This window comes from Pseudomonas argentinensis (assembly GCF_001839655.2).
In the GTDB taxonomy this organism is placed as follows: Bacteria; Pseudomonadota; Gammaproteobacteria; order Pseudomonadales; family Pseudomonadaceae; genus Aquipseudomonas; species Aquipseudomonas argentinensis_B.
The window spans coordinates 4,017,392-4,041,071 of record NZ_CP056087.1 but is presented as its reverse complement, the minus strand read 5'-3'; the positions used below and the strand labels follow the sequence as shown (position 1 = coordinate 4,041,071).

The following is a 23,680-nucleotide window of genomic DNA, read 5'->3' as shown; positions in this document are numbered from 1 at the left end:
AGTGCGCAATGCCGTTTCGTTGGCGTCAGTAAGATGGCATGTTTCTGGCTACGCTGTCTTCAGTCGATGTCGCGTCATCAAAGGTACCTGCAATGCCAAAGCCTTCCCCCAAGGTCATGATGCTTCACGCCCGTGATAGCGACCGTGCGCTGGAGAACCTCAACCGGATTACCGGGCTGCGTTTCAGCAGGTGGCCCGAGTCGCTGGTCACCACCGCAGACCACTCATCGGCAGCTGATGACAAGCCGCCGCACGAGACCTGCGAGGTGCCTGCCAGGGCCAGTCAGGCGTTGGCCTGATTCGCACGCGCCTGCGCGATCGTCGGCTCGACGGCCTGCACGAAAAGCTCTTCGATTTTCACCTCGCCCCCCAGCGCCTGCGCCGAGCGCAGACGTATCTGCATCTCCTCGATTCGTTGGGTCACCGGCAGGCGCGCGATACCGGAAAGCAGGATCCTGTCCTGAGCGCCTACCTTGGCGTGATCCAGATTGATCGAACGTATTTGCTCACCATCGCGGTAGCGAACCTGCAGGGATACCAGGCTGCCTGCCTGGCCGGGCAGGTGCAGCCAGGCGGCCACGTTGAATTCGGCGACCCGCCCGTCGTAGTCGGTCAACTGCAGGTGCGCGCTCTGGATAAGGTGTGCCGGTACTTGGCCGAGGAGTGTGTCGTGGGCGTTGGGCATGCGAGTTCCCTGGCTGGCGAAGGACGTCAGCGGGGAAGTATAAGAAGGATGCTCACGATCAAACTGTGCGCCAGGCCGCCCTTGCGCGTGACCGGGTTCTCATTCAGGGCAGTTCCAGGGGGTGGCGGCTTACCGAGGCGCTGGCCAGATTGCAGGCGGGCAGCTGCAGGCGGTTCTGGTTGACCGCATTGGGCAGTTGCAACCACAGGTTTTCGCCGTCGCTGAACTGGTTGTGGGGCACCCACAGGCCATGATGCCAGCCCTCGCGTGGTTTTGGCGTGCTCTGCAGGATACCCAGGTGTGGCTGGCTGCTGGGCGCGCGCCTGAGCCAGGTCGGTTGTGCCAGGCCCTTCAGGTAGCGCAAACCCAGATGAAGCCCCTCGCCGTTGAGGTGACGCCAGCACACCAGGGCCAGCACGTCGCTGTCGGCGATCAGCAGCACCAGTTGTCCGATCGGCAGGCCCTCGGCGGCCTGTGCCGGGCACAGCAGGCGCGCGCCGCCCGGCCCGATGTCGAGAATCTGCCCCGGGGTGCATCGTGGGCGCTGCTCCAGGAGCTGGGCGTGGATGGCCGGGATGCCGATGGCCAGGCGGCAGTCGCTTTGTTGCGGGGTGCGGGAATGGCGACGCTGGTCGGTTCCCAGCCAGTGATGATGCACGCGCTCGAGCAGCTCCCGTTCGCCAGCACTGCGCAGCGGCGCGGGTTCGCCAAGCGCGACCAGCAACGCGCCCAGCTCCAGGCGGCGTAGCGTTTCGCTGCCTGCCTGCGGACGCTGCTGGTAGCTCAGGTACGCCTGTGCGTGTTGCAGATCGATCAGCGGACCTTCGGAATTATCCTCCGCGTCCCAGGGCAGCAGACGGGCGAGAGCGGCCAGGGGCGCCAGAGCGGCGAACAGCCGCAGGCATTCGTCCGGGTGCAGGTGCGGGGGATTGCTCAGTGCCAACAGCAGCGTCTGTTGGTAGAGGCCACGCAAGGTATCGGCAGGCGTGGGTGTGAATGCCGCCGCCACGGGCTCGTCAAGGCAGCCATGGCGTTCGCCCAGCCAGTACAGCAGGTGGCTGTCGCGCCACAGGTCGGCATCCGGCTCACGGTATTGCTGGAAATGCCGCAGCAGGCTCTGGGCGATGAAGTGCTGGGCCATGTACAGGCACCAGGCCAGGTGCGGCTGGGAGGGCTTGTGGCCCTGCAATATCTGCAGCAGCAGGCGCTTGTAACCGATGGCGAGTTCGGCACACAGCTGCGTTTGCTCCGCGGCTGCGGCAAGGCATCCCTGGGCACTGTAATGGCGATACTCATCGCTGAAGTTTTGCAGCGCCCGCTGTCTTTCGAGTAAGGTCATGGCGCTGCGATTCAGGCGCGCGAGCAGGGCCGTCACCTCCTGCAGGCCGGCTTCCATCGGCAGCTGGCGAGCCGCGCTCAGGTTGTTGCCCAGGGTTGCCTGGTCGATCGGGTCGGCCTGAAGCGCGTCGGGTACATCGAGCTGCAGTGCATCCAGTGTCATAGCAACCTTATCGGTACGAGGAGCATTTCCATGATCAAGCGAGTCCAGTCAGTCATTCGGCTCATGATGGTGCTCATCGCCGCTGTGGTATTGGCAGGTTGCACGGATGACGTCGGTGTCGATCAGCATGGGCAGAAGGTAGCGGTTGAGCGCCTTGAAGGCCAGTGGCTGGTTATCAATTATTGGGCGGAGTGGTGCGGTCCCTGCCGCTCCGAGATTCCTGAGCTGAACGCCCTGGCGCCTGAGCTCGAAAAGCAGTCTGTCGGTGTGTTCGGTGTCAATTTCGACGGCCTGCAGGGCGATGAGCTCAGCCAGGCAGCCAAGGCGCTGGGCATCGAGTTCACGGTGCTGGCCAAGGATCCGGCAGAGCGCTACGGGCTACCGCCCAGCGATGCATTGCCGGTCACTTATATCGTCGATGACCAGGGCAAGGTCCGCGAGCGTCTGCTTGGTGAGCAGACCGCCGAAGGGCTCAAGGCGCGGCTGGCAGCGCTGCGCCAGGAGCGCTGAGGCGATGGTCATCGTTTGTCGGCACGGGTATGTCGAAGGGCGTGTGCAGGGTGTCGGTTTTCGCCAGAGCACGGCCATGGAGGCCAGACGTTTGCAGCTGTCAGGCTGGGTGCGCAATCTGCCTGATGGGCGCGTAGAGGTCTTGTTCGAGGGCGAAGACGAGGCGGTCAGCTCCCTGGCGAAATGGCTGGAGCGCGGGCCATCTGCTGCTCGCGTATTGGCATTGACGCTACAGGAGCACCCTGTCCAGGGTGAACAGGGCTTTGTCGTAAAGCCTTAGGGCTTAGTCCTCGCCCGGATCGGCGGCCAGCCGGCCGGCGTTCTGGGTCAGCGAGCGCAGGAATTCGGCCTGCAGTTCCGGGTCGTTGCGGGTCAGTTCGATCAGGCTCTGCTCCAGCTCGCTGGCCTCTTCCTCGAGGCCCAGGTCGGACAGGCGCTTGACGCGATGCACCCATTGTTCGATGTCCGCTCCCTCGAGGTCGTCGTAGATCAGGTCATGGGCCTCGCGCAGCTTGCCACGCAGGGTGCGGCTGACCAGCAGGGTCGCCTCGGCACTGGTGGCGTCCTGCTCGTCGGTGACGGTCAGCACCAGAGTACCGACCCGGGCGATGTCCTGGTCGGCGAACGGGCCGTCGAGCAGGTTGAGGCGCAGCACGCCATTGCGGTCGGTGAGCAGCTCATGGGTCTGCTCGCCGGCCTTGATCATCACCGGTCGTTCGGCCCAGGGCAGGCTGGAATAGTCCGTGCGGGTTTCCTGGCGCTTTTCGTCGATGCCGGCCAGGTTCTGCTGCGAGCGGCCATTGGACTCGACGTTCATGAACGGGTTGACGCCCGCCACGCCGTAGCTGATCCAGTCCTTGGTGGCGGTATCCGGAATGCGCCCGAGCGCCACCACGTTGAGCACGTTGGCGCCGATACCGCCGACGATGGCCACCGCGCCGAGGGGGATTTCATAAATCTCCCGCCAGGGCTGGTAAGGCGTATAGCGGTCGTAGTGACGGGTGACCTCGAAAGAGGTCACCTCGAAGGCCTTCTGTTCATGCACGCGCACCCGCCGCTGCGGCAGCTCCAGTACCTCGGGCTGCCCCACGTCGATCTGCAGGCTGTGGCTCAGCAGTTTGCGTTCGACACGTTCTTCGTGCTCGCTGCGCTGCGGCAGATGGTTGGCGCAGCCAGCGAGAAAGAAGGCGCCACAGGTGGTGGCGCCGAGAAGGCGTAGGGTGCTTCGCTTGAACATGACGGCTCTTTGGCGGGTCAGCGGCGGATACGGTTCTGGATGAACGACAGGATCTCGCCGACGGCGACTGGCTGAGCCTCGGTTTCCAGGCGGCTCTTGTACTCCAGGTTACCTTCGGCCAGGCCGCGATCGCTGACCACGATGCGATGCGGAATGCCGATCAGTTCCATGTCTGCGAATTTGATGCCCGGACTGGTCTTTTTGTCACGGTCGTCGAGCAGAACTTCGAAGCCGGCGGCAGTCAGTTCGCCGTACAGCTTGTCGGTCGCCTCGCGCACCGCGTCGGTTTCATAGCGCAGCGGTACCAAGGCGATCTGGAAGGGCGCCAGGGCATCGTTCCAGATGATGCCGCGCTCGTCGCTGTTCTGCTCGATGGCAGCGGCTACCACGCGGGACACGCCGATGCCGTAGCAGCCCATGCTCAGCACCACCGGCTTGCCGTTCTCGCCCAGCACCTGGCAGTTCATCGCTTCGCTGTACTTGGTGCCGAGTTGGAAGATATGCCCGACTTCGATGCCGCGCTTGATCTCCAGGGTGCCTTTGCCATCCGGACTCGGGTCGCCTGCTACCACGTTACGCAGGTCGGCGACGGTCGGTACCGGCAGGTCGCGCTCCCAGTTGACGCCGAAGTAGTGCTTGTCGTCGATGTTGGCACCAATGGCGAAATCGCTCATCAGCTCGACCGAGCGGTCGATGATGATCGGCAGCGGCAGGTTCAGCGGGCCCAGGGAGCCCGCACCGGCGCCGATGGCGTCGCGCAGCTCGGCATCCGAGGCCATCACCAACGGGCTGGCCACGCCTGGCTGGTTGGCGGCCTTGATCTCGTTCAGCTCGTGATCGCCGCGAACGATCAGGGCGATGAGCTTGCCTTCTTCCTCGGCATGCACGATCAGCGTCTTGATGGTGCGCTCGATGGGCAGGCCGTAGCCGTCCACCAGTTGCTGGATGGTCTTGGCGTTCGGGGTGTCGACCAGGCGCAGCTCCTCGCTCGGTGCCGGGCGCGCGGACTCGCGAGGAATGGCCTCGGCCTTCTCGATATTGGCCGCGTAGTCGGAAGCGTTGCTGAACACGATATCGTCTTCGCCCGACTCGGCCAGCACGTGGAATTCATGGGAGCCGGCGCCGCCGATGGAGCCGTTGTCCGCTTCCACCGGGCGGAAGTTCAGGCCCAGGCGGGTGAAGATGTTGCAGTAGGCCTGGTGCATGCGGTCGTAGGTCTGCTGCAGGGAAGCCTGGTCGGCATGGAAGGAGTAGGCGTCCTTCATGATGAACTCGCGGCCACGCATCAGCCCGAAGCGCGGGCGGATCTCGTCGCGGAACTTGGTCTGGATCTGGTAGAGGTTCAGGGGCAGCTGCTTGTAGCTGTTCAGCTCGTTGCGGGCCAGATCGGTGATCACTTCCTCGTGGGTCGGGCCCACGCAGAACTCACGGTCGTGGCGGTCCTTCACGCGCAGCAGCTCCGGGCCATACTGCACCCAGCGGCCGGACTCCTGCCACAGTTCGGCGGGCTGGATGGCGGGCATCAACACTTCCAGAGCGCCGGCAGCGTCCATCTCTTCGCGTACGATTCTCTCCACCTTGCGCAGGGTGCGCAGGCCCATCGGCAGCCAGGTGTACAGGCCGGATGCCAGCTTGCGGATCATGCCGGCGCGCAGCAGCAACTGGTGGCTGATCACCACAGCGTCGGAGGGCGTTTCTTTGAGGGTCGAAAGCAGGAACTGACTGGTGCGCATGATGGGCCGTTCTGTCGATTGCAAAGGGAGTTTTATGGCTCGGCATTGTACGGCGCGTGGCTGGTGGCGTACAGGATGCGAAGTGTTGCGGGGGGATTAAGTTGGCACGCTGAGCAGGAGCGCGGTCGAGTGCCCCGCGGCATCGTGGGCAGGCAGATTATCGAGGGGCCTGTGCATCTTCGTGCCGAGTACCTGATGGGCAATAAAAAACCCGGCCGAAGCCGGGTTTCTGAACTGCTATCAGGCTTATGCGAGATTACAGAACGCTGAGCGGGTAGTTCACGTAGAAGCGAACTTCGTTGGTGTCGTCGATATTGACATCACTAACCTCAGAGTTGGCACGCAGCACCGAAGCGCGCAGGCGGAAGGACAGGTCCTTGGCCGCACCGCTCTGGACGGTGTACTTCACCTGGTTAAAGAACTCGTGTTCTTTGCCATCGGTGTTGGTAATCACGCCGTCTTCGCGAGAGGTGATGTTGTCAGCCCAGATATAGGCGGTCTTGAAGCTCAGGCCTGGGACACCGTAAGTAGCGAAATCCAGCTCGTAGCTTGCCTGCCAGGAGCGCTCGTCTTCCAAGTTGAAGTCGGACAGGAAGCTGTTGGCAACGAAGATCGCGCCACCGCCGTCGCCGTTACCGTAGTTGAAGCCTTGGCTACCGGTGTTGCGCTGGTGGGCCAGAATGAAGGCGTGGGCGCCAACGCTGTACTTGGCTGCCAGGCTCCAGATGGTGTTGTCGCCACCGCCGACCCGGCGGTCATAGTCGCTCTTGTAGACATTGAAGTCGAAGCCCAATGCTTGTTCTTCAGTCAGCGGCAGGTTGTAGTTCAGGTTGGCGTACTTGCGCTTGTATTGCTCTTCCAGGTCGCTGTAATACAGCGCCGCGCTGAAATCCTTGTTGAACGCGTAGGAACCACCGAATACATCAATGGACTTGAGGCCACCACTGTCGCGACCGGACTGACGCATGGTGTTGTAGGCGGTGAAACGACCAGCGTTCAGTTCGAGGCCTTCGATCTCGGTGCTGGTGATCATGGTGCCTTCGAAGGTTTCCGGCAGCAGGCGGCCATCATCGTAGGCCAGAACCGGCAGCGCTGGCAGCTGCGAGCCATAGGTCAGCACCGTATTGGAAACACGGGCCTTGACCGCCGCGTTAGCGATGGTCAGATCCTTACCTTCGTTCTCGGGGAACATGCCCACGCCACGACGGCCGCCACCAGTGTCCAGCTGCCACAGGGCGCCAGCATAAGCATTAACGCCGAAACCAACGGTGCCCTGGGTGAAGCCGGATTCGAACAGTGCACGGGCACTGGCGCCCCACTCTTCGGAATAACCTTTGCCTTCGGTGCCGCGGGAAGCGCCGTTACGGGCATCGCGGTTGTAGTACATGCTGCGCGCCAGGAGCGACAGGGTGCTGTCTTCAACGAAACCCTTCGATTCGGACTGGTCCGAAGCCACTGCCATTTGAGAGGTACCCGCGGCCACAGCCAGGGCGATTACGCTCCACTTCATCACTCGCATCGTGATTTGCTCCTTTGGTTTAGAAGAGTACTACCGCTGCTCAGTAAGGTTGTTATGGCGAGCAGCTCTATTTCTTTTTGTGTCGGATGGAACTTATAGCACGGCACTTTGTATTGGCGATAGTTTCGATCTATCCATTTCGTCGCCACCCTTGCGCTTGTCGTTGACCGCGAAAGGTGCGTCGCAACCAGGCAAATCCTGCCGGCTGAGTACCATCCAACGATTTACAGCTCTATAACAGGGCCGGAAGCGTTACCGTCAAGGCCCTATTCGGGAGCGTTGCGAGCTTTAAAGCAAAAGCCGTGCTCAAAATTACCAAGGGGCCTAAATTACTGGGGTTTGTGCCCATGTCTTTATCGGGAAGTACAGATTATCGACCTAAATATCCGTTTTTTCGCGCTCTTGTTAGTGTGCTTCTTAGTAGCTTGCTATCTATATGCTCAGGTTGTTGATAATGAGTTTTAGTTGGCGTCTAACTGTGCGGGTCACTGTTTACTTTGGGAAACAATATGGTGCATCCGAAAAGCCAGTTTCGGAGATCGTGCGCCTTCTTGGTGCGCCTGTTTTGGGGTTAATTTTCAACACCTTGCCAGGTATGCTGCGGCCTTTGTCGGGTTGCCACCCCGATCCGTTGGATGACTTGAATGAGGTGAGCATATGTTCGTACTGGATTCGCGTCTGCAGCAGGACACCTTCGTGCTGGGGGATCTGCCGCTGAGCCGCGTACTGCTCAGTAACGATGCCCGTTACCCCTGGTTCATCCTGGTGCCGCGACGCGAGGAGGTCAGCGAGGTGTTTCAGTTGAGTGCCAAGGATCAGCAGGCGCTATGGGCCGAGACCGCCCTGCTGGGCGAGGTGCTCAAGGATGCGTTCAAGGCGGACAAGATCAATATCGCCACACTGGGTAACCTGGTCAGTCAGCTGCACATGCACGTGATCGTGCGCTATCGCGGCGACGACGCCTGGCCTGCCCCGGTGTGGGGACGCCATCCGGCCACGCCCTATGAGCAGCAGCAGGTAGCGGCGCTGCGTGACAAGCTGCGATCGGTCATGCCGGGGCACTACCGGGCCGGGGAGGTCTGAATGAGCGGGCTGGAAGAGCGTATCGTCGAGTTGGAGAGCCGCCTGGCCTTTCAGGACGACACCATCCAGGCGCTCAATGATGCCCTGGTGGAGCAGCAGAAATTGATCGAGCGCCTGCAGGTGCAGATGCAGGCGCTGGCCAAGCGTCAGGAAGAAGTGAATCCGTTCAGCGCTTCGCAGGATGAAGCGCCGCCGCCTCATTATTGATAGCGGCCCGCTTGAATGAAAAAGCCCCGCATCGGCGGGGCTTTTTGTTGGCAGGCGGATCAGCGCCGGGTCGGCAGGGCGGCAATCACGTCTTCGGCCTGCAGGCCTTTGTCGCGCTGCATCACGGAGAACTCCACGCGCTGGCCTTCCACCAGAACACGGTGGCCTTCGCCGCGGATCGCACGGAAGTGCACGAAGATATCTTCGCCAGCGTCGCGAGAAATGAAACCGAACCCTTTCGAGGTATTGAACCACTTCACGGTGCCGGTTTCGCGATCACCCAGGTCTTGCTGTGGTGCCGCCTTCTTCCTGTCGAAGCGCAGATTGGTGCCAAGGTGCAGGGCAACGGCCAGGGCGATGATCAGCAGGCTGAACAGCAGGGCAGGCTGCTCGGCGATCAGGGGCAGGGGGGCGAGCAGAATCAGGGCTTGCAGCAGCGTGCCGAGGATCAGCAAGGCACATGCCAGGTTTTGCAGATGTTGACGGGCGTTGCTGTGCCACAGTGGAAACTGCGTAGCCAACAGCAGGTTGAGAAAGCCGAACAGCGCCAGGCACAGCGCATCGGGATGTTGCAGGAACGACTGGCCGTCATTGAGGCCGGGGGCGATGGATAACAGCAGGGCCGACAGCCCCACCAGCAGGTGGACGATTTTCAACATGTTCAACGCACTCACTCGATAAAGGATCACCAGGAACAGCTGGCTCCACGCGATTTGCCGTGACGTAAGGGCGATGAAGGTTCGGGAGGGCCAGCCTATGCACCGGCCCAGCAGTTGGGATGGCGGCACGGGGCGTATTTAACAGCAAAGAGAAGGGCTACTCAAATGGACGGCGCTGCGCTGTCGGTCGCGGCGAGGTGAAACGAAACAGGGCTGCCGCGGCAGCCCTGTTGGCGCAACGGTCAGGCAGCCAGCAGGCTGCGCAGCATCCACGCGGTTTTCTCGTGAACCTGCATGCGCTGGGTCAGCAGATCGGCGGTCGGCTCGTCGCTGACCTTGTCGAGCAGCGGGAAGATGCCGCGCGCGGTGCGTACCACTGCTTCCTGGCCCTGCACCAGCAGCTTGATCATCTCATCGGCGCTCGGCACGCCTTCCTCTTCCTTGATCGAGGAGAGGCGGGCGTACGCCGCATAGGTGCCTGGCGCAGGGAAGCCCAGGGCACGGATGCGTTCGGCGATGGCGTCGACGGCAAGTGCCAGTTCGGTGTACTGACCTTCGAACATCAGGTGCAGGGTGTTGAACATCGGCCCGGTAACGTTCCAGTGGAAGTTGTGGGTTTTCAGATACAGGGTGTAGGTGTCCGCGAGCAGGCGCGACAGGCCTTCGGCGATGGCTTCGCGATCCTGTTCGGCGATACCGATATTGATTTCCATGGTTGCTCTCCTAAATGGGCCAACGGGTAAAGAGACGATGGCAAAAAGCCTATCATGACCGTTCGTCACATGCTCCGGGTTCGTCTCAATGACGATCATGCTTTGAATCAATCGCAACGCATCGGGTTCACCTCTTTTGCTGCAGCGATGGGATATATCACGTGCTGCGCCCTGTCGATAAAGGCTATATAATTCCGCCCTTTTCACGCGTGCGGCTCAGGTGCCTTGCCCAAATGGCAGGCGATGTCGACGAATTCAGAACCGATCAGAGAAGCGAACCCGATCATGATGCGCAGCCACTATTGCGGCCAGTTGAACGAAAGCCTGGATGGCCAGGAAATCACCCTGTGTGGATGGGTTCACCGTCGTCGCGACCACGGTGGTGTGATCTTCCTCGACATCCGCGATCGCGAAGGCCTGGCTCAGGTGGTGTTCGATCCGGACCGCGCCGATACCTTCGCCAAGGCTGACCGTGTGCGCAGCGAATATGTGGTCAAGATCACCGGCAAGGTGCGCCTGCGTCCTGAAGGCGCGCGCAACGCCAACATGGCATCCGGCGCCATCGAAGTGCTGGGCTACGAGCTGCAGGTGCTGAACGAGGCGGAAACGCCACCGTTCCCGCTCAACGAATACACCGATGTGGGTGAAGAGACGCGCCTGCGTTATCGCTTCATCGACCTGCGTCGCCCGGAAATGGCCGAGAAGCTCAAGCTGCGCTCGCGCATCACCTCGAGCATCCGTCGCTACCTGGACGAGAACGGCTTCCTTGATGTGGAAACCCCGATCCTGACCCGCGCCACACCGGAAGGCGCACGCGACTATCTGGTACCGAGCCGCACCCACGCCGGCAGCTTCTTCGCGCTGCCGCAATCGCCGCAGCTGTTCAAGCAACTGCTGATGGTCGCCGGCTTCGACCGTTACTACCAGATCGCCAAGTGCTTCCGCGACGAAGACCTGCGTGCCGACCGCCAGCCGGAATTCACCCAGATCGACATCGAGACCAGCTTCCTCGACGAAGCCGAGATCATGCACCTCACCGAGACCATGATCCGCAACCTGTTCAAAGACGTGCTGGGCGTCGAGTTCGGCGAACTGCCGCACATGACCCTGGCCGAGGCCATGCGCCGTTTCGGTTCCGACAAGCCGGACCTGCGGATCCCGATGGAACTGGTCGACGTGGCCGATCAGCTCAAGGACGTCGACTTCAAGGTCTTCTCCGGCCCGGCCAACGACCCGAAAGGCCGCGTTGCCGCGCTGCGCGTACCGGGCGGGGCGAGCATGCCGCGCAAACAGATCGACGATTACACCAAGTTCGTCGGCAACTACGGCGCCAAGGGCCTGGCCTACATCAAGGTCAACGAGCGCGCCAAGGGCGTCGAGGGCCTGCAGTCGCCGATCGTCAAGAACATCGCCGAGCCGAACCTCAACACCATTCTCGACCGCGTGGGTGCGGTCGATGGCGACATCGTGTTCTTCGGTGCCGACCGCGCCAAGGTGGTCAACGATGCCCTGGGCGCTTTGCGCATCAAACTTGGCCACGACCTGAACCTGCTGACCGCCGAGTGGGCGCCGCTGTGGGTCGTCGACTTCCCGATGTTCGAAGAGAACGACGATGGCAGCCTGACCGCCATGCATCACCCGTTCACCTCGCCCAAGTGCTCGCCCGAAGAACTGGAGGCCAACCCGGCCGCCGCGCTGTCGCGTGCCTATGACCTGGTGCTCAACGGTACCGAGCTGGGTGGTGGTTCGATCCGTATCCACGACAAGGCCATGCAGCAGACCGTGTTCCGCGTGCTGGGCATCAGCGAAGACGAGCAGCAGGAGAAGTTCGGCTTCCTGCTCGACGCCCTCAAGTACGGTGCGCCGCCCCATGGTGGCCTGGCCTTTGGTCTCGACCGCCTGGTGATGCTGATGACCGGCGCTTCGTCGATTCGCGAAGTGATCGCCTTCCCGAAAACCCAGAGCGCGGCCTGCGTCATGACCCAGGCGCCGGGTGTGGTGGATGGCAAGTCGCTGCGTGAACTACACATCCGCCTGCGCGAGCAACCCAAAGCCGAATAAATAAAGGCAGCGGCAAGCTACAAGCTTCAAGCTGCAAGAGCCTTGCTTGAGGCTTGTAGCTTGCGGCTTGCAGCTCAGAAGTTGATAGGAGTGAGTTATGGCTGGTCATTCCAAATGGGCCAACATCAAGCACCGCAAGGGGCGTCAGGACGCCAAGCGCGGCAAGATCTTCACCAAGCTGATTCGCGAGCTGACGGTCGCCGCCAAGCACGGCGGTCCGATCCCGGCGGATAACCCGCGTTTGCGTCTGGCCGTCGACAAGGCGCTGACCAACAACATGTCGCGCGACGTGATCGACCGCGCCATCGCCCGTGGCGCTGGTAACAACGAAGCCGACAATGTGGTCGAATTCAGCTACGAGGGTTACGCGCCGAGTGGCGTGGCGATCATCGTCGAAGTGATGACCGACAACCGTAACCGTACGGCTGCCGAAGTGCGCCATGCCTTCACCAAGTGTGGTGGCAACCTCGGCACCGACGGCTCGGTCGCCTATATGTTCGAGCGCAAGGGGCAGATCAGCTTCGCCTCCGTTGATGAAGATGCGCTGATGGAAGCGGCCCTGGAAGCGGGCGCCGATGACGTGGAGATGAGCGAAGAGGGCGCTGCCCTGGTATCGACCAGCTTCACCGAATTTCATGCCGTCAACGAAGCCCTGGCGGCTGCGGGCTTCAAGGCCGATGAGGCGGAGATCGCCATGATCCCGTCGATCAGTGCGCCGATCACCGACCTGGAAACCGCGCAGAAAGTCTTCAAGCTGATCGATATGCTCGAAGACCTGGATGACGTGCAGAACGTCTATCACAACGCCGAAGTCTCCGACGAGATCATGGAGCAGCTGGGCTGATCCAGCGCTGCATCCAGGCCGGAAGTCTGCCGCTGTGCGCTTCCGGCTTTTTTATGGGCGCCTTTCGTTGGCTGGCGCTGGCTGATCGAGGGTCGTCTGGGCGAATCCTTTGAGTGACGGCTGGCGCTCGGCGCCCCTATACTCGCGCCTGGATAAATAGACAGTGTGGCGACCAGAGCCACGGGTGGATGACTGGCATGACGCTGATTCTGGGAATCGACCCCGGTTCCCGCATTACCGGCTATGGGGTGATACGCGATACCGGGCGCACCTGCGAGTACGTGGCTTCCGGGTGCATCCGCACCGGCGCCGGGCCCCTGGCCGAGCGCTTGCAGATCGTGTTTCGTGGCGTCAGTGAGGTGATTCGTACCTTCGGGCCGGTGACCATGGGCATCGAGCAGGTGTTCATGGCGCGCAATGCCGACTCCGCACTCAAGCTCGGCCAGGCGCGGGGCGCTGCCATCGTCGCCGCCGTCGAGGCGGGCCTCGAGGTCAGCGAATACACCGCCACGCAGGTCAAGCAGGCGGTGGTCGGCACCGGTGGGGCCGACAAGGAACAGGTGCAGATGATGGTCATGCACCTGCTCAAGCTGGTGCAGAAACCGCAGATCGATGCCTCCGATGCCCTGGGTATCGCCCTGTGCCACGCCCACCACCGGCAGAGCCTGATTCCCCATGGCCTGGCCAGCGCCAAGCGGCGTGGTGGCCGGCTTCGTTTATAAGCAGGCGTTCAGATCGGTGGCAGCTTGTTGCAGCCACGCGTGACCCTGGGCGGTATTGAATCTTCTATGTGAGGAATGCGTCGGTGATCGGACGTTTACGCGGCACCCTGGCGGAGAAGCAGCCGCCACATTTGATTCTGGATGTGAACGGTCTGGGCTATGAGCTGGAAGTCCCCATGACCACGTTGTACCGTTTGCCTCCGGTAGGCGAGCCGCTGACGCTGCACACCCATCTGGTGGTGCGCGAGGATGCTCACCTGCTGTACGGCTTTTTCGAGAAGCGCGAGCGTGAGCTGTTCCGCGAGCTGATCCGCCTCAATGGCGTCGGCCCCAAGTTGGCCTTGGCGCTGATGTCCGGGTTGGAGATCGACGAGCTGGTGCGCTGCGTGCAGGCCCAGGATACCGCCGCGCTGGTGAAAATTCCCGGGGTCGGCAAGAAGACCGCCGAGCGCCTGCTGGTCGAGCTCAAGGATCGCTTCAAGGCCTGGGAAGCGGTACCTGGCATGGCGCCACTGGTGGTTGAACCTCGTGCCGGGGGCGCAGTCTCAAGCGCGGAGAATGATGCGGTGAGTGCGCTTATCTCCCTGGGCTACAAGCCTCAGGAAGCCAGTCGTGCCGTTTCGGCAGTCAAAGAAGATGGTTTGAGTAGTGAAGACATGATCCGCCGCGCGCTGAAAGGAATGCTCTAGATGCTCGACGCCGATAGGTTGGTGACGGCGGGCACTCGCGACCGCGACGAGCAGGTCGACCGCGCCATTCGCCCGCTCAAGCTGGCCGAGTACATCGGCCAGCCGGTGGTGCGCGAGCAGATGGAGCTGTTCATCCAGGCGGCGCGCGGGCGCAAGGAGTCCCTGGATCACACCCTGATCTTCGGCCCACCCGGCCTCGGCAAGACCACCCTGGCCAACATCATCGCCCAGGAAATGCAGGTTTCCATCAAGAGCACCTCGGGCCCGGTACTCGAACGCCCGGGCGACCTGGCGGCGCTGCTGACCAATCTCGAGCCGGGCGATGTGCTGTTCATCGACGAGATCCATCGCCTCTCGCCGATCGTCGAGGAAGTGCTGTACCCGGCGATGGAGGATTTCCAGCTCGACATCATGATCGGCGAAGGGCCGGCAGCCCGCTCGATCAAGCTCGACCTGCCGCCGTTCACCCTGGTCGGCGCCACCACGCGGGCCGGCATGCTCACCAATCCGCTGCGCGACCGCTTCGGCATCGTCCAGCGCCTTGAGTTCTACAACACCGAGGATCTGGCCACCATCGTCAGCCGTGCCGCCGGCATCCTCGGCCTGCCCATCGAGGCGCGCGGCGCCGTGGAGATCGCCCGTCGCGCCCGCGGCACGCCGCGGATCGCCAACCGGCTGTTGCGCCGCGTGCGCGATTTTGCCGAGGTGCGTGGCCAGGGCGCGATCACTCAGCAGGTCGCCGACCTGGCGCTGAACCTGCTGGACGTCGATGAGCGCGGTTTCGATCACCAGGACCGACGCCTGCTGCTGACCATGATCGAGAAGTTCGACGGCGGCCCGGTAGGGGTCGACAGCCTGGCTGCGGCGATCAGCGAAGAGCGGCACACCATCGAGGACGTGCTCGAGCCGTACTTGATCCAGCAGGGTTACATCATGCGTACGCCGAGAGGGCGCGTGGTGACCCGTCACGCTTACCTGCACTTCGGCCTCAATGCGCCCAAGCGCATGGACGAGCGGCCGACGCTCGACCTGTTCAGTGATGGAGGCGCGCCATGAAAAAAATACTTGCGCGCCCGATTGGCAAGACACGGGGCTGGCACTAGAGTATGCGCGCGCAAGATGCCGGTCAGCCGTTCGCCCATCGCTGTCGTGTCTATTACGAGGACACCGATGCGGGCGGAGTCGTCTATTACGTCAACTACCTCAAATTCATGGAGCGGGCCCGTACCGAGCGACTGCGTGAACTGGGTTTTTCCCAGTCGACGTTGGCCGGTGAGGGGCTGCTGTTCGTCGTGCACTCCAGCGAAGCGCGCTACCACGCGCCGGCCCGACTGGACGACGAGTTGCTGGTCAGTGCTGAAGTGTATGAGTTGAACCGCGCCAGCCTGCGCTTTCGTCAACAGGTCAGGCGGGCCGCGGATGACGTGCTGCTTTGCGAAGGGCAGTTTCTGGTGGCCTGTGTGCGCGCCGATAATTTCAAACCCCGGGCCATGCCCCCGTCTCTGCGAACGGCGTTCGCTGAGCAGGGTGGCGGTGCCGGTACATCTACTGCAGGAGAGTAAGCGTGGAAGCCAACGCAAATGCCGTTGACCACATGTCGATGTGGAGTCTGATCAGCAACGCCAGCCTGGTGGTGCAGTTGGTGATGCTGACCCTGGTGGCCGCATCGGTCATCTCGTGGGTGATGATTTTCCAGCGCAGCAATTTCCTGCGCTCGGCCAAACGTTCGCTCGACAGCTTCGAGGAGCGCTTCTGGTCGGGTATCGACCTGTCCAAGCTCTATCGCCAGGCCGGCAGCAACCCGGATCCGGACTCGGGCCTGGAACAGATCTTCCGTGCCGGTTTCAAGGAGTTCTCCCGCCTGCGTCAGCAGCCTGGCATGGACCCGGATGCGGTGATGGATGGCGTGGCGCGTGCCATGCGCGTCGCCATTTCCCGTGAGGAAGAGAAGCTCGAGCAGAGCCTGCCGTTCCTCGCCACCGTCGGTTCCACCAGCCCGTATATCGGTCTGTTCGGTACCGTGTGGGGGATCATGAACTCCTTCCGCGGCTTGGCGCAGGTGCAGCAGGCCACCCTGGCCACCGTTGCGCCGGGCATCGCCGAGGCGCTGATCGCCACGGCCATCGGCCTGTTCGCGGCCATCCCGGCGGTTATCGCCTACAACCGCTTCGCCGCGCGCGGCGAGATGCTGATCGGTCGTTATTACACCTTCGCCGACGAGTTCCAGGCGATCCTGCACCGCAAAGTACACAGCAGCGAAGAATAAGCTTCCGGCGCACTCAATACAGGTTTCAAGACCATGGCCAGAGCCAGAATTCGCAACAGACGCAAGCCCGTCGCCGAGATGAACGTGGTGCCCTACATCGACGTGATGTTGGTGCTGCTGGTCATCTTCATGGTCACGGCGCCGATGCTCAACCAGGGGGTCAAGGTCGACCTGCCGCAGGTCAGCAGCGAAGTGCTGCCCCAGGACAACGACTCCCAGGTGCTGACCATCTCCATCAAGTCCGACAAGTCGTACTACTGGAACATGGGCACCGAGGTGGACACCGATACCGTTCAGGATCGTGCACTGACCCTCGACGAGATGACCCGCGCGGTGACCGCCATCATCAACCAGACCCGCAGCCAGGGTAAGCAGGTGCAGGTGTTCGTGCGCGGCGACAAGGCCGTCGACTACGGTACCGTGATGTCCGCCATGGGCGGCCTGCAGCAGGCGGGCGTGGGTAACGTCGGCCTGATCACCGAGGCGCCCTGATGCAGCAGCGTGAACGCTCACCTTCGGAAAGCCTGTTCTGGCCGGTGGTCTGGGCCGTAGGGCTGCACCTGCTGATGTTCGGCATGCTGTTCGTCAGTTTTGCCTTCGCGCCCGAGCTGCCGCCTGCAAAACCGATCGTGCAGGCTACCCTGTACCAATTGAAGTCGCAGAGCCAGGCCACCACCCAGACCAACCAGAAGATTGCGGGTGAGGCCAAGAAGACCGCTGCGCCGCAATTCGAAACTGAACAACTCGAGCAGAAAAAGGCCGAGCAGGAAAAGCAGGCGCAGGCCGAAGCGCAAAAGCAGCAGGCAGCGAAAGCAGCGGAACAAAAGAAAGTCGAGGAAGCTCGAAAGGCGGATGCGGCGAAAAAGGCAGAGGCCGATGCCGCCGCGGCGAAAGCCGCCGAGCAGAAAAAGCTGGCTGACGTCGCCAAGGCGAAGGCCGCGTTGGAGGCCGACAAGAAGAAGGCCGCTGAAGCCGAAGCGAAGAAGAAAGCTGCCGAGGATGCCAAGAAAAAGGCAGCCGAAGAGGCGAAGAAGAAAGCAGCGGCAGATGCAGCGAAGAAGAAAGCTGCTGAAGACGCCAAGAAAAAGGCCAATGCGCAGGCTGCCGAGCGCAAGGCGGTCGAGGACAAGAAAGCAGCGGCGCTGGCCGAGTTGTTGTCCGAGGATACCGAGCGGCAGCAGGCGCTGGCCGAAACCCAGGGTGACCAGGTAGCTGGCAGCCTCGACGATCTGATCGTCAAGCTGGTGAGCGAGCAGTGGCGACGCCCGCCATCGGCACGTAATGGTATGAGCGTTGAAGTGCTGATCGAAATGCTGCCGGACGGCACCATCGTCAATGCCAGCGTCAGTCGCTCCAGTGGCGACTCGCCTTTCGACAGTTCGGCGGTACAGGCAGTACGCAACGTGGGGCGTATTGCGGAAATGCAGCAACTTGATCGTGCCACGTTCGATCGGCTTTACCGGCAGCGTCGTGCCGTCTTCAAACCGGAGGATTTAGGTCTGTGAATACCCTGATGCGAATCGTTGTACTGGGTCTGGCCATGCTGGTCGGTAGCGTGCAAGCGGCTGACCCTTTGGTCATCAGTACCGGTACTGATCGAGCCACTCCCATCGCCGTGGTGCCGTTCGGCTGGCAGGGCGGCAACGTGCTGCCGGAAGACATCGCCACCATCGTCGGTAACGACCTGCGCAACTCCGGCGTGTTCGAGCCGATTCCGCGGCAGAACATGATCAGCCTGCCGACCCAAGGCAGCGAAGTCATCTACCGTGACTGGAAAGCCCTCGGCGCCCAGTACGTACTGGTCGGTAACATCGTGCCCAATGGCGCGCGCCTGCAGGTACAGTTCGCCTTGTTCAACGTGGCGACCGAGCAGCAGGTGCTCACCGGTACCGTGGGCGGCGGTGTCGATCAGCTGCGCGACATGGCTCACCATATCGCCGACCAGTCGTTCGAGAAGCTCACCGGCGTCAAAGGTGCGTTCTCTACTCGCATGCTGTACGTCACCGCAGAACGCTTCGGTGTCAACAACACCCGTTACACCCTGCAGCGTTCCGACTATGACGGCGCCCGTGCGGTGACCCTGCTGCAGTCTCGTGAGCCGATCCTGTCGCCTTCGTTCGCCTCCGACGGCAAGCGTATTGCCTACGTGTCGTTCGAGCAGAAGCGCCCACGTATCTTCGTGCAGCACATCGACACCGGTCGTCGCGAGCAGGTCACCAACTTCGAAGGCCTCAATGGCGCACCGGCCTGGTCGCCGGACGGTACCAGGCTGGCGTTCACCCTGTCGCGCGACGGCAACCCGGAAATCTACGTGATGGACATGGGTTCGCGTAACCTGCGCCGCGTCACCAATCATTCGGCCATCGATACCGAACCGTTCTGGGGCAAGGATGGCCAGACCATCTACTTCACCTCCGACCGTTCCGGTAAGCCACAAATCTATAAGACCAACATCAACTCTGGTGCGGTCGAACGAGTGACCTTCGTCGGCAACTACAATGCCAACCCTAAATTGTCTGCCGACGAAAAGACCCTGGTGATGATTCATCGCCAGGATGGTTACACCGTGTTCAAGGTAGCGGCTCAGGACCTCGAGCGTGGCAATCTGCGTATTCTTTCCGACACAAGTTTGGATGAGTCGCCTACTGTTGCGCCCAATGGCACCATGCTAATCTACGCTACCCGCCAGCAGGGGCGGGGAGTCCTGATGTTAGCGTCCACCAATGGTCGCGTTAGGCTCCCTCTTCCTACCGCTCAAGGCGAAGTTCGAGAGCCATCCTGGTCCCCCTTCCTGAACTGATGCGCGGTGCTTTACCTGTTTGATGCTTAACACACTGGGGTTCATTAGGAGTTACACATGGAAATGCTGAAATTTGGCAAGTTTGCTGCACTGAGCCTGGCTCTCGCCGTGGCTGTTGGTTGTTCCTCCAAAGGCGGTGACACCGCTGGCGAAGGCGCTGTAGATCCTAACGCTGGCTACGGTGCTAACACCGGTGCCGTTGACGGTAGCCTGAGTGAAGAAGCCGCTCTGCGCGCTATCACCACTTTCTACTTCGAATACGACAGCTCCGACCTGAAGCCGGAAGCCATGCGCGCTCTGGACGTTCATGCCAAGGACCTGAAAGGCAACGGCGCTCGCGTCGTTCTGGAAGGCCACGCTGACGAGCGCGGTACCCGCGAGTACAACATGGCTCTGGGCGAGCGTCGTGCCAAGGCCGTTCAACGTTACCTGGTTCTGCAGGGCGTTTCCCCAGCTCAGCTGGAAGTTGTTTCCTACGGTGAAGAGCGTCCTGTTGCCACTGGCAACGACGAGCAATCCTGGGCTCAGAACCGTCGCGTCGAACTGCGTAAGTAATTCGATATGCGAACGTGCCGACGTGTAGTAACCGTTTTGGCTCTGAGCCTGCCGCTTGCGGCCTGGGCTCAGGTTCCCGTTCAGGATGGCGGTACCGGCAACGGTAGCGGTTATCCGGCAGGCGGTGGCGGCACGTCCGGCGCCTACGCTGGAGGTGGAGTGCAAACTCCATCTACAGCGCAGGGCATGCTGTTCAGTCAGCTCCAGCAGATGCAGCAGGAAATTGCGCAACTGCGTGGCATGCTCGAAGAGCAGCAGAACGATATTCAGCGTTTGAAGCAGGAAGGCCTGGAGCGTTATCAGGACCTCGACAAACGACTGAGCAGTGGGGCCGCCGCTGGTGCAGCCGCCACCCAGAATTCTCCAGCCGCGGGTGCCAGCAATGGTGCCGGTGGTGCTTCCGCGGGTGCCGGTGACGCAGGGGCGCAAGCCTCCGGCGAGCCGGCCGATCCAGCGAAGGAAAAGCTGTTCTACGATGCAGCTTTCGACCTGATCAAAGCCAAGGATTTCGACAAGGCCAGCCAGGCCTTCGCCGCTTTCCTGCGCCGCTATCCCAGCAGCCAGTACGCCGGCAATGCGCAGTACTGGTTGGGTGAAGTGAACCTGGCCAAGGGCGACCTGCAAGGTGCCGGTCAGGCGTTTGCCAAGGTCAGCCAGGCCTACCCGCAGCATTCCAAGGTGCCGGACTCCCTGTACAAGCTGGCCGATGTGGAGATTCGCCTGGGCAACAACGACAAGGCCAAGGGCATTCTCCAGCAGGTCATCGCCCAGTACCCCGGTACCTCTGCCGCCCAGTTGGCACAGCGCGATCTGCAGCGAATCCGCTAAGCTGAAACCTTATGAAAACCCGCGCCTGTCGCGGGTTTTTTCTGCCCGTTGAAAGCGCAGCGTCGCGCGTTACCTGAAAAATGGCTTGTCGCGGTTTATTTCGTTTAGAATTGCCGCCCTTTTTCGCAACGGAGGCGGATGGCCTGTTTCGCCGTCACGCCCGGTGCCCCAATGAAAGATACCCTGCGCATCACCGAGATCTTTTTCTCGCTGCAGGGGGAAGCGCGTACCGCCGGCTTGCCGACGGTATTCGTGCGCCTGACCGGCTGCCCCCTGCGCTGTCAATACTGCGACACCGCCTACGCGTTCAGCGGCGGCGAGCTGCTTACCCTGGATGCCATCCTCGAGCAGGTGGCGAGCTATCGCCCCCGCTACGTCTGCGTGACCGGCGGTGAACCGCTGGCGCAACCGAACTGCATCCCCCTGCTCGAGAAGCTGTGCGACGCCGGCTACGACGTGTCCCTGGAGACCAGTGGCGCGCTGGACGTATCGGCCGTCGACTCGCGGGTCAGCAAGGTCGTGGACCTGAAAACCCCCGGCTCGGCCGAGATGGGCCGCAACCGCTACGAGAACATCGTGCACCTGCAGCCGCGCGACCAGGTCAAGTTCGTGATCTGTTCGCGGGAGGATTACGACTGGTCGGTCAGCAAGGTCATCCAGTACGACCTTTCCGAGCGAGTCGGTGAAGTGCTGTTTTCGCCCAGCCACGGGCAGGTCAGTGGGCGTCAGCTGGCCGAGTGGGTGATTGCCGACAACCTGCCGGTACGCATGCAGCTGCAGCTGCACAAGATTCTTTGGAACGACGAGCCGGGGCACTGATATGAGCGCAAAGAAAGCGGTCATCCTGCTATCGGGCGGTCTTGATTCCGCCACCGTCGTGGCGATGGCCAGAGAGCAGGGGTATAGCTGCTACAGCATGAGTTTCGACTATGGGCAGCGTCATCGCTCCGAACTGCAGGCAGCCGAGCGGGTGGCGCGTCAGCTCGGCGTGATCGAGCACAAGGTCATTGGCATCAACCTCGACGGCATTGGTGGCTCGGCGCTGACCGATGCCAGCATCGAGGTGCCGCAGAGTCCGACCACCGGCATCCCGGTCACCTACGTGCCCGCTCGCAATACCGTGTTTCTGTCCCTGGCGCTGGGTTGGGCCGAGGTGCTGGAGGCCCAGGACATCTTTATCGGTGTCAATGCGGTGGACTATTCGGGCTACCCGGACTGCCGGCCGGAATTCGTCAACGCCTTCGAGCACATGGCCAACCTGGCGACCAAGATGGGTGTGGAAGGGCAGCGCATTCGTATCCAGGCGCCGTTGCAGATGCTCAGCAAGGCCGAGATCGTGCAGGCCGGCTCGCGCCTGGGCGTGGATTACGGCCTGACGGTTTCCTGCTACCTGGCGGATGCCGACGGCCGCGCCTGCGGCAAGTGCGACAGCTGCAGACTGCGCGCCGCAGGCTTTGCCGCGGCCGGTATGCCCGACCCCACGCGCTATCAGTAAAAAATTTTCGGTGGGTGTTGAATTCCTGAATTAAATCAGTATTATACCGCTCGCACCACGGGTCGTTAGCTCAGTTGGTAGAGCAGTTGGCTTTTAACCAATTGGTCGTAGGTTCGAATCCTACACGACCCACCATTTCAAGCCTTCCAAGCGGAGGCGCACTGAAAAGCCCGAATCTCGACAGAGGTTCGGGCTTTTCAGTTTCCGCTTCGCTGGGTCGGGCTGGCAGCTCAGGGAGCTGCCAGCTGCGCGGTTTACACCTTGACGATCCAGCCTTGCGGCGCCTCGACGTCACCGGACTGCACGCCAGTGAGCTCGGCGTACAGGCGGCTGACCACCGGGCCCACTTCCTTCTCGCTGTAGAACACGTGCAGTTTGCCGTTGTACTCGATGCCACCGATCGGCGTGATCACCGCGGCGGTGCCGCAGGCGCCGGCTTCCTTGAAGTCACCCAGCTTGTCGATGAACACGTCGCCCTCGATGACCTTCAGGCCCAGGCGGCTCTGCGCCAGCTCGATCAGCGACAGGCGAGTGATGCCTGGCAGCACCGACGGCGATTTCGGGGTGATGAATTCGTCGTTATGGGTGATGGCGAAGAAGTTGGCCGAACCGACTTCCTCGATCTTGGTGTGGGTCTGCGGATCGAGGTAGATGCAGTCGGCGAAGTTGTTCTTCTTGGCCTGCGATCCCGGCATCAGGCTGGCGGCATAGTTGCCGCCGACCTTGGCGGCGCCGGTGCCCTGGGGCGCGGCGCGGTCGTAGCTGGAGATCACGAAATTGTTCGGCTTCATGCCGCCCTTGAAGTACGGGCCGACCGGGATGCAGAACACCGAGAAGATGAACTCGGGTGCGGTGCGCACGCCGATGTTGTCACCCACGCCGATCACGAAGGGGCGCAGGTACAGTGCGCCACCCGAGCCATAGGGCGGGATGAAACGCTCGTTGGCCTTGACCACCTGTTTGCAGGCTTCGATGAATTGCTCGGTCGACGGCGCCGGCATCAGCAGGCGCGCACAGCTGCGCTGCATGCGCAGGGCGTTCTGATCGGGGCGGAACAGGTTGATCGAACCGTCCTTGCAGCGGTAGGCCTTGAGGCCCTCGAAGCACTGCTGGCCATAGTGCAGGGCGGTCGAGCCCTCGCTGATGTGCAGCACGTTGTCTTCGGTCAGCGTGCCCTGATCCCAGTCACCGTCGCGCCAGTGCGACAGGTAGCGCTGGTCGGTCTTGATGTAGTCGAAACCCAGCTTGTCCCATTCGATGTTTTCGTAAGCCATGACATCCTCAATCGCTGAACGGCCACTGCGGCGTGCGTATGTCCGTTGATTTCCAGGGTGATCACGCAGGCGCGGGCCTGTGCGGTCAGGTAAAAGGGTGGGCTGCATGGTCGGTCAGGCCTGATGCAGGCTTGCCTGACGGATTGATGGCCGTAGGGGTGATGATGCGGCGGATTATCGCGGCGATCAACCGGTGTCGCGCCAGCAGGTGGGGCGAGATTGAAAAAAACGGGTCAATGCCCTTACCATGCGCGCCCGCGCAAGGCCTGCGTCGCCCATTGTCGGGTACCTCGGCCGTG

Annotated in this window: 27 protein-coding genes, 1 tRNA gene and 1 pseudogene; 20 read left to right on the top strand and 9 right to left on the bottom strand. The window is 61.9% G+C overall.

Annotated features, from left to right (window positions below; all coding sequences use genetic code 11):
• Nucleotides 1–92 precede the first annotated feature (92 nt).
• Nucleotides 93–299, top strand: a complete 207-nt coding sequence (locus SA190iCDA_RS18185; RefSeq protein WP_070885452.1) for a hypothetical protein — start codon at nt 93–95, stop codon at nt 297–299.
• Here SA190iCDA_RS18185 and SA190iCDA_RS18180 read toward each other — a convergent pair.
• Complete coding sequence (locus SA190iCDA_RS18180) at nt 284–685, bottom strand: hypothetical protein (protein WP_070885451.1); 402 nt, start codon at nt 683–685, stop codon at nt 284–286. The two genes, SA190iCDA_RS18185 and SA190iCDA_RS18180, sit on opposite strands and share 16 nt — an antisense overlap.
• 103 nt (nt 686–788) lie before the next feature.
• The gene (locus SA190iCDA_RS18175) at nt 789–2,186 is read right to left on the bottom strand and encodes a PilZ domain-containing protein (RefSeq protein ID WP_070885450.1); all 1,398 of its coding nucleotides are present in this window, start codon (nt 2,184–2,186) and stop codon (nt 789–791) included.
• A gap of 30 nt (nt 2,187–2,216) precedes the next feature.
• Between SA190iCDA_RS18175 and SA190iCDA_RS18170 the strand changes: the two genes are divergently transcribed.
• Nucleotides 2,217–2,696, top strand: a complete 480-nt coding sequence (locus SA190iCDA_RS18170; RefSeq protein WP_070885449.1) for a TlpA disulfide reductase family protein — start codon at nt 2,217–2,219, stop codon at nt 2,694–2,696.
• A gap of 4 nt (nt 2,697–2,700) precedes the next feature.
• Complete coding sequence (locus SA190iCDA_RS18165; RefSeq protein ID WP_070885448.1) at nt 2,701–2,976, top strand: acylphosphatase; 276 nt, start codon at nt 2,701–2,703, stop codon at nt 2,974–2,976.
• Nucleotides 2,977–2,979: 3 nt separating this feature from the next.
• Here the strand turns inward: SA190iCDA_RS18165 and SA190iCDA_RS18160 are convergent, their stop codons facing one another.
• From SA190iCDA_RS18160 to SA190iCDA_RS18150, 3 genes are all read right to left on the bottom strand, one after another.
• On the bottom strand, nt 2,980–3,933 hold the full coding sequence (locus SA190iCDA_RS18160; RefSeq protein ID WP_070885447.1) for a hypothetical protein: 954 nt from the start codon (nt 3,931–3,933) through the stop codon (nt 2,980–2,982).
• Between the two features lie 17 nt (nt 3,934–3,950).
• The gene (locus SA190iCDA_RS18155; protein WP_070885446.1) at nt 3,951–5,666 is read right to left on the bottom strand and encodes a proline--tRNA ligase; all 1,716 of its coding nucleotides are present in this window, start codon (nt 5,664–5,666) and stop codon (nt 3,951–3,953) included.
• Between the two features lie 256 nt (nt 5,667–5,922).
• Nucleotides 5,923–7,185, bottom strand: coding sequence for an OprD family porin (locus SA190iCDA_RS18150; RefSeq protein ID WP_070885445.1), 1,263 nt, complete (start codon nt 7,183–7,185; stop codon nt 5,923–5,925).
• Nucleotides 7,186–7,842: 657 nt separating this feature from the next.
• Here SA190iCDA_RS18150 and SA190iCDA_RS18145 point away from each other — a divergent pair.
• Both SA190iCDA_RS18145 and SA190iCDA_RS18140 read left to right on the top strand, forming a co-directional pair.
• A complete protein-coding gene (locus SA190iCDA_RS18145; RefSeq protein WP_070885444.1) occupies nt 7,843–8,268 on the top strand; it encodes an HIT family protein in 426 nt (141 codons plus the stop codon).
• Entirely contained in the window at nt 8,269–8,475 is a 207-nt protein-coding gene (locus SA190iCDA_RS18140) for a SlyX family protein (protein WP_070885443.1), read from the top strand. It abuts the gene before it with no gap.
• Nucleotides 8,476–8,534: 59 nt separating this feature from the next.
• On the opposite strand, the gene SA190iCDA_RS18135 is transcribed toward SA190iCDA_RS18140, so the two are convergent.
• The 3 genes and pseudogenes from SA190iCDA_RS18135 to SA190iCDA_RS18130 all read right to left on the bottom strand — a co-directional run bounded on the left by SA190iCDA_RS18135 (nt 8,535) and on the right by SA190iCDA_RS18130 (nt 9,847).
• A complete protein-coding gene (locus tag SA190iCDA_RS18135; protein ID WP_167359775.1) occupies nt 8,535–8,759 on the bottom strand; it encodes a cold-shock protein in 225 nt (74 codons plus the stop codon).
• Between the two features lie 105 nt (nt 8,760–8,864).
• Nucleotides 8,865–9,134 (bottom strand): annotated as a pseudogene (locus SA190iCDA_RS23265) (cold shock domain-containing protein membrane protein); the annotation flags it as partial.
• 242 nt (nt 9,135–9,376) lie between these two features.
• On the bottom strand, nt 9,377–9,847 hold the full coding sequence (locus tag SA190iCDA_RS18130) for a Dps family protein (RefSeq protein ID WP_070885442.1): 471 nt from the start codon (nt 9,845–9,847) through the stop codon (nt 9,377–9,379).
• 285 nt (nt 9,848–10,132) lie between these two features.
• On the opposite strand from SA190iCDA_RS18130, the gene aspS reads away from it, so the two are divergent.
• From aspS to SA190iCDA_RS18055, 15 genes are all read left to right on the top strand, one after another.
• A complete protein-coding gene (gene aspS / locus SA190iCDA_RS18125; RefSeq protein ID WP_070885441.1) occupies nt 10,133–11,908 on the top strand; it encodes an aspartate--tRNA ligase in 1,776 nt (591 codons plus the stop codon).
• A 97-nt stretch (nt 11,909–12,005) separates the two neighbouring features.
• The gene (locus SA190iCDA_RS18120) at nt 12,006–12,752 is read left to right on the top strand and encodes a YebC/PmpR family DNA-binding transcriptional regulator (protein WP_070885440.1); all 747 of its coding nucleotides are present in this window, start codon (nt 12,006–12,008) and stop codon (nt 12,750–12,752) included.
• 197 nt (nt 12,753–12,949) lie between these two features.
• Nucleotides 12,950–13,474 (top strand): crossover junction endodeoxyribonuclease RuvC, encoded by a 525-nt coding sequence (ruvC, locus tag SA190iCDA_RS18115; protein WP_027904829.1) that lies wholly within the window; start codon nt 12,950–12,952, stop codon nt 13,472–13,474.
• An 83-nt stretch (nt 13,475–13,557) separates the two neighbouring features.
• The gene (ruvA, locus tag SA190iCDA_RS18110) at nt 13,558–14,163 is read left to right on the top strand and encodes a Holliday junction branch migration protein RuvA (RefSeq protein WP_013790635.1); all 606 of its coding nucleotides are present in this window, start codon (nt 13,558–13,560) and stop codon (nt 14,161–14,163) included.
• Nucleotides 14,164–15,219: a Holliday junction branch migration DNA helicase RuvB gene (ruvB, locus tag SA190iCDA_RS18105; RefSeq protein ID WP_070885439.1), complete on the top strand. Its 1,056-nt coding sequence runs from the start codon at nt 14,164–14,166 to the stop codon at nt 15,217–15,219. It begins immediately after the preceding gene.
• A gap of 50 nt (nt 15,220–15,269) precedes the next feature.
• Entirely contained in the window at nt 15,270–15,725 is a 456-nt protein-coding gene (ybgC, locus tag SA190iCDA_RS18100) for a tol-pal system-associated acyl-CoA thioesterase (protein WP_070885438.1), read from the top strand.
• 32 nt (nt 15,726–15,757) lie between these two features.
• Nucleotides 15,758–16,429: a protein TolQ gene (tolQ, locus tag SA190iCDA_RS18095; protein ID WP_070885760.1), complete on the top strand. Its 672-nt coding sequence runs from the start codon at nt 15,758–15,760 to the stop codon at nt 16,427–16,429.
• A 33-nt stretch (nt 16,430–16,462) separates the two neighbouring features.
• A complete protein-coding gene (tolR, locus tag SA190iCDA_RS18090) occupies nt 16,463–16,921 on the top strand; it encodes a protein TolR (RefSeq protein ID WP_070881690.1) in 459 nt (152 codons plus the stop codon).
• Entirely contained in the window at nt 16,918–17,934 is a 1,017-nt protein-coding gene (gene tolA, locus SA190iCDA_RS18085) for a cell envelope integrity protein TolA (protein WP_139159468.1), read from the top strand. Before tolR ends, tolA begins: the two co-directional genes overlap by 4 nt.
• A complete protein-coding gene (gene tolB, locus SA190iCDA_RS18080) occupies nt 17,931–19,229 on the top strand; it encodes a Tol-Pal system beta propeller repeat protein TolB (RefSeq protein WP_070885436.1) in 1,299 nt (432 codons plus the stop codon). The genes tolA and tolB overlap by 4 nt, the downstream gene beginning before the upstream one ends.
• A 57-nt stretch (nt 19,230–19,286) precedes the next feature.
• The gene (pal, locus tag SA190iCDA_RS18075) at nt 19,287–19,784 is read left to right on the top strand and encodes a peptidoglycan-associated lipoprotein Pal (RefSeq protein ID WP_070885435.1); all 498 of its coding nucleotides are present in this window, start codon (nt 19,287–19,289) and stop codon (nt 19,782–19,784) included.
• Between the two features lie 6 nt (nt 19,785–19,790).
• Nucleotides 19,791–20,612, top strand: a complete 822-nt coding sequence (ybgF, locus tag SA190iCDA_RS18070; protein ID WP_070885434.1) for a tol-pal system protein YbgF — start codon at nt 19,791–19,793, stop codon at nt 20,610–20,612.
• 171 nt (nt 20,613–20,783) lie between these two features.
• Entirely contained in the window at nt 20,784–21,431 is a 648-nt protein-coding gene (gene queE, locus SA190iCDA_RS18065) for a 7-carboxy-7-deazaguanine synthase QueE (protein WP_070885759.1), read from the top strand.
• Between the two features lies 1 nt (nt 21,432).
• Nucleotides 21,433–22,107, top strand: coding sequence for a 7-cyano-7-deazaguanine synthase QueC (gene queC, locus SA190iCDA_RS18060; RefSeq protein ID WP_070885433.1), 675 nt, complete (start codon nt 21,433–21,435; stop codon nt 22,105–22,107).
• A gap of 59 nt (nt 22,108–22,166) precedes the next feature.
• Nucleotides 22,167–22,242 (top strand) — tRNA-Lys (locus SA190iCDA_RS18055).
• Nucleotides 22,243–22,361: 119 nt separating this feature from the next.
• Here the strand turns inward: SA190iCDA_RS18055 and SA190iCDA_RS18050 are convergent.
• Nucleotides 22,362–23,381 carry a branched-chain amino acid aminotransferase gene (locus tag SA190iCDA_RS18050; RefSeq protein ID WP_070885432.1) on the bottom strand — a complete coding sequence of 340 codons (1,020 nt, stop codon included), beginning with the start codon at nt 23,379–23,381 and terminating at the stop codon, nt 22,362–22,364.
• Nucleotides 23,382–23,680 lie beyond the last annotated feature (299 nt).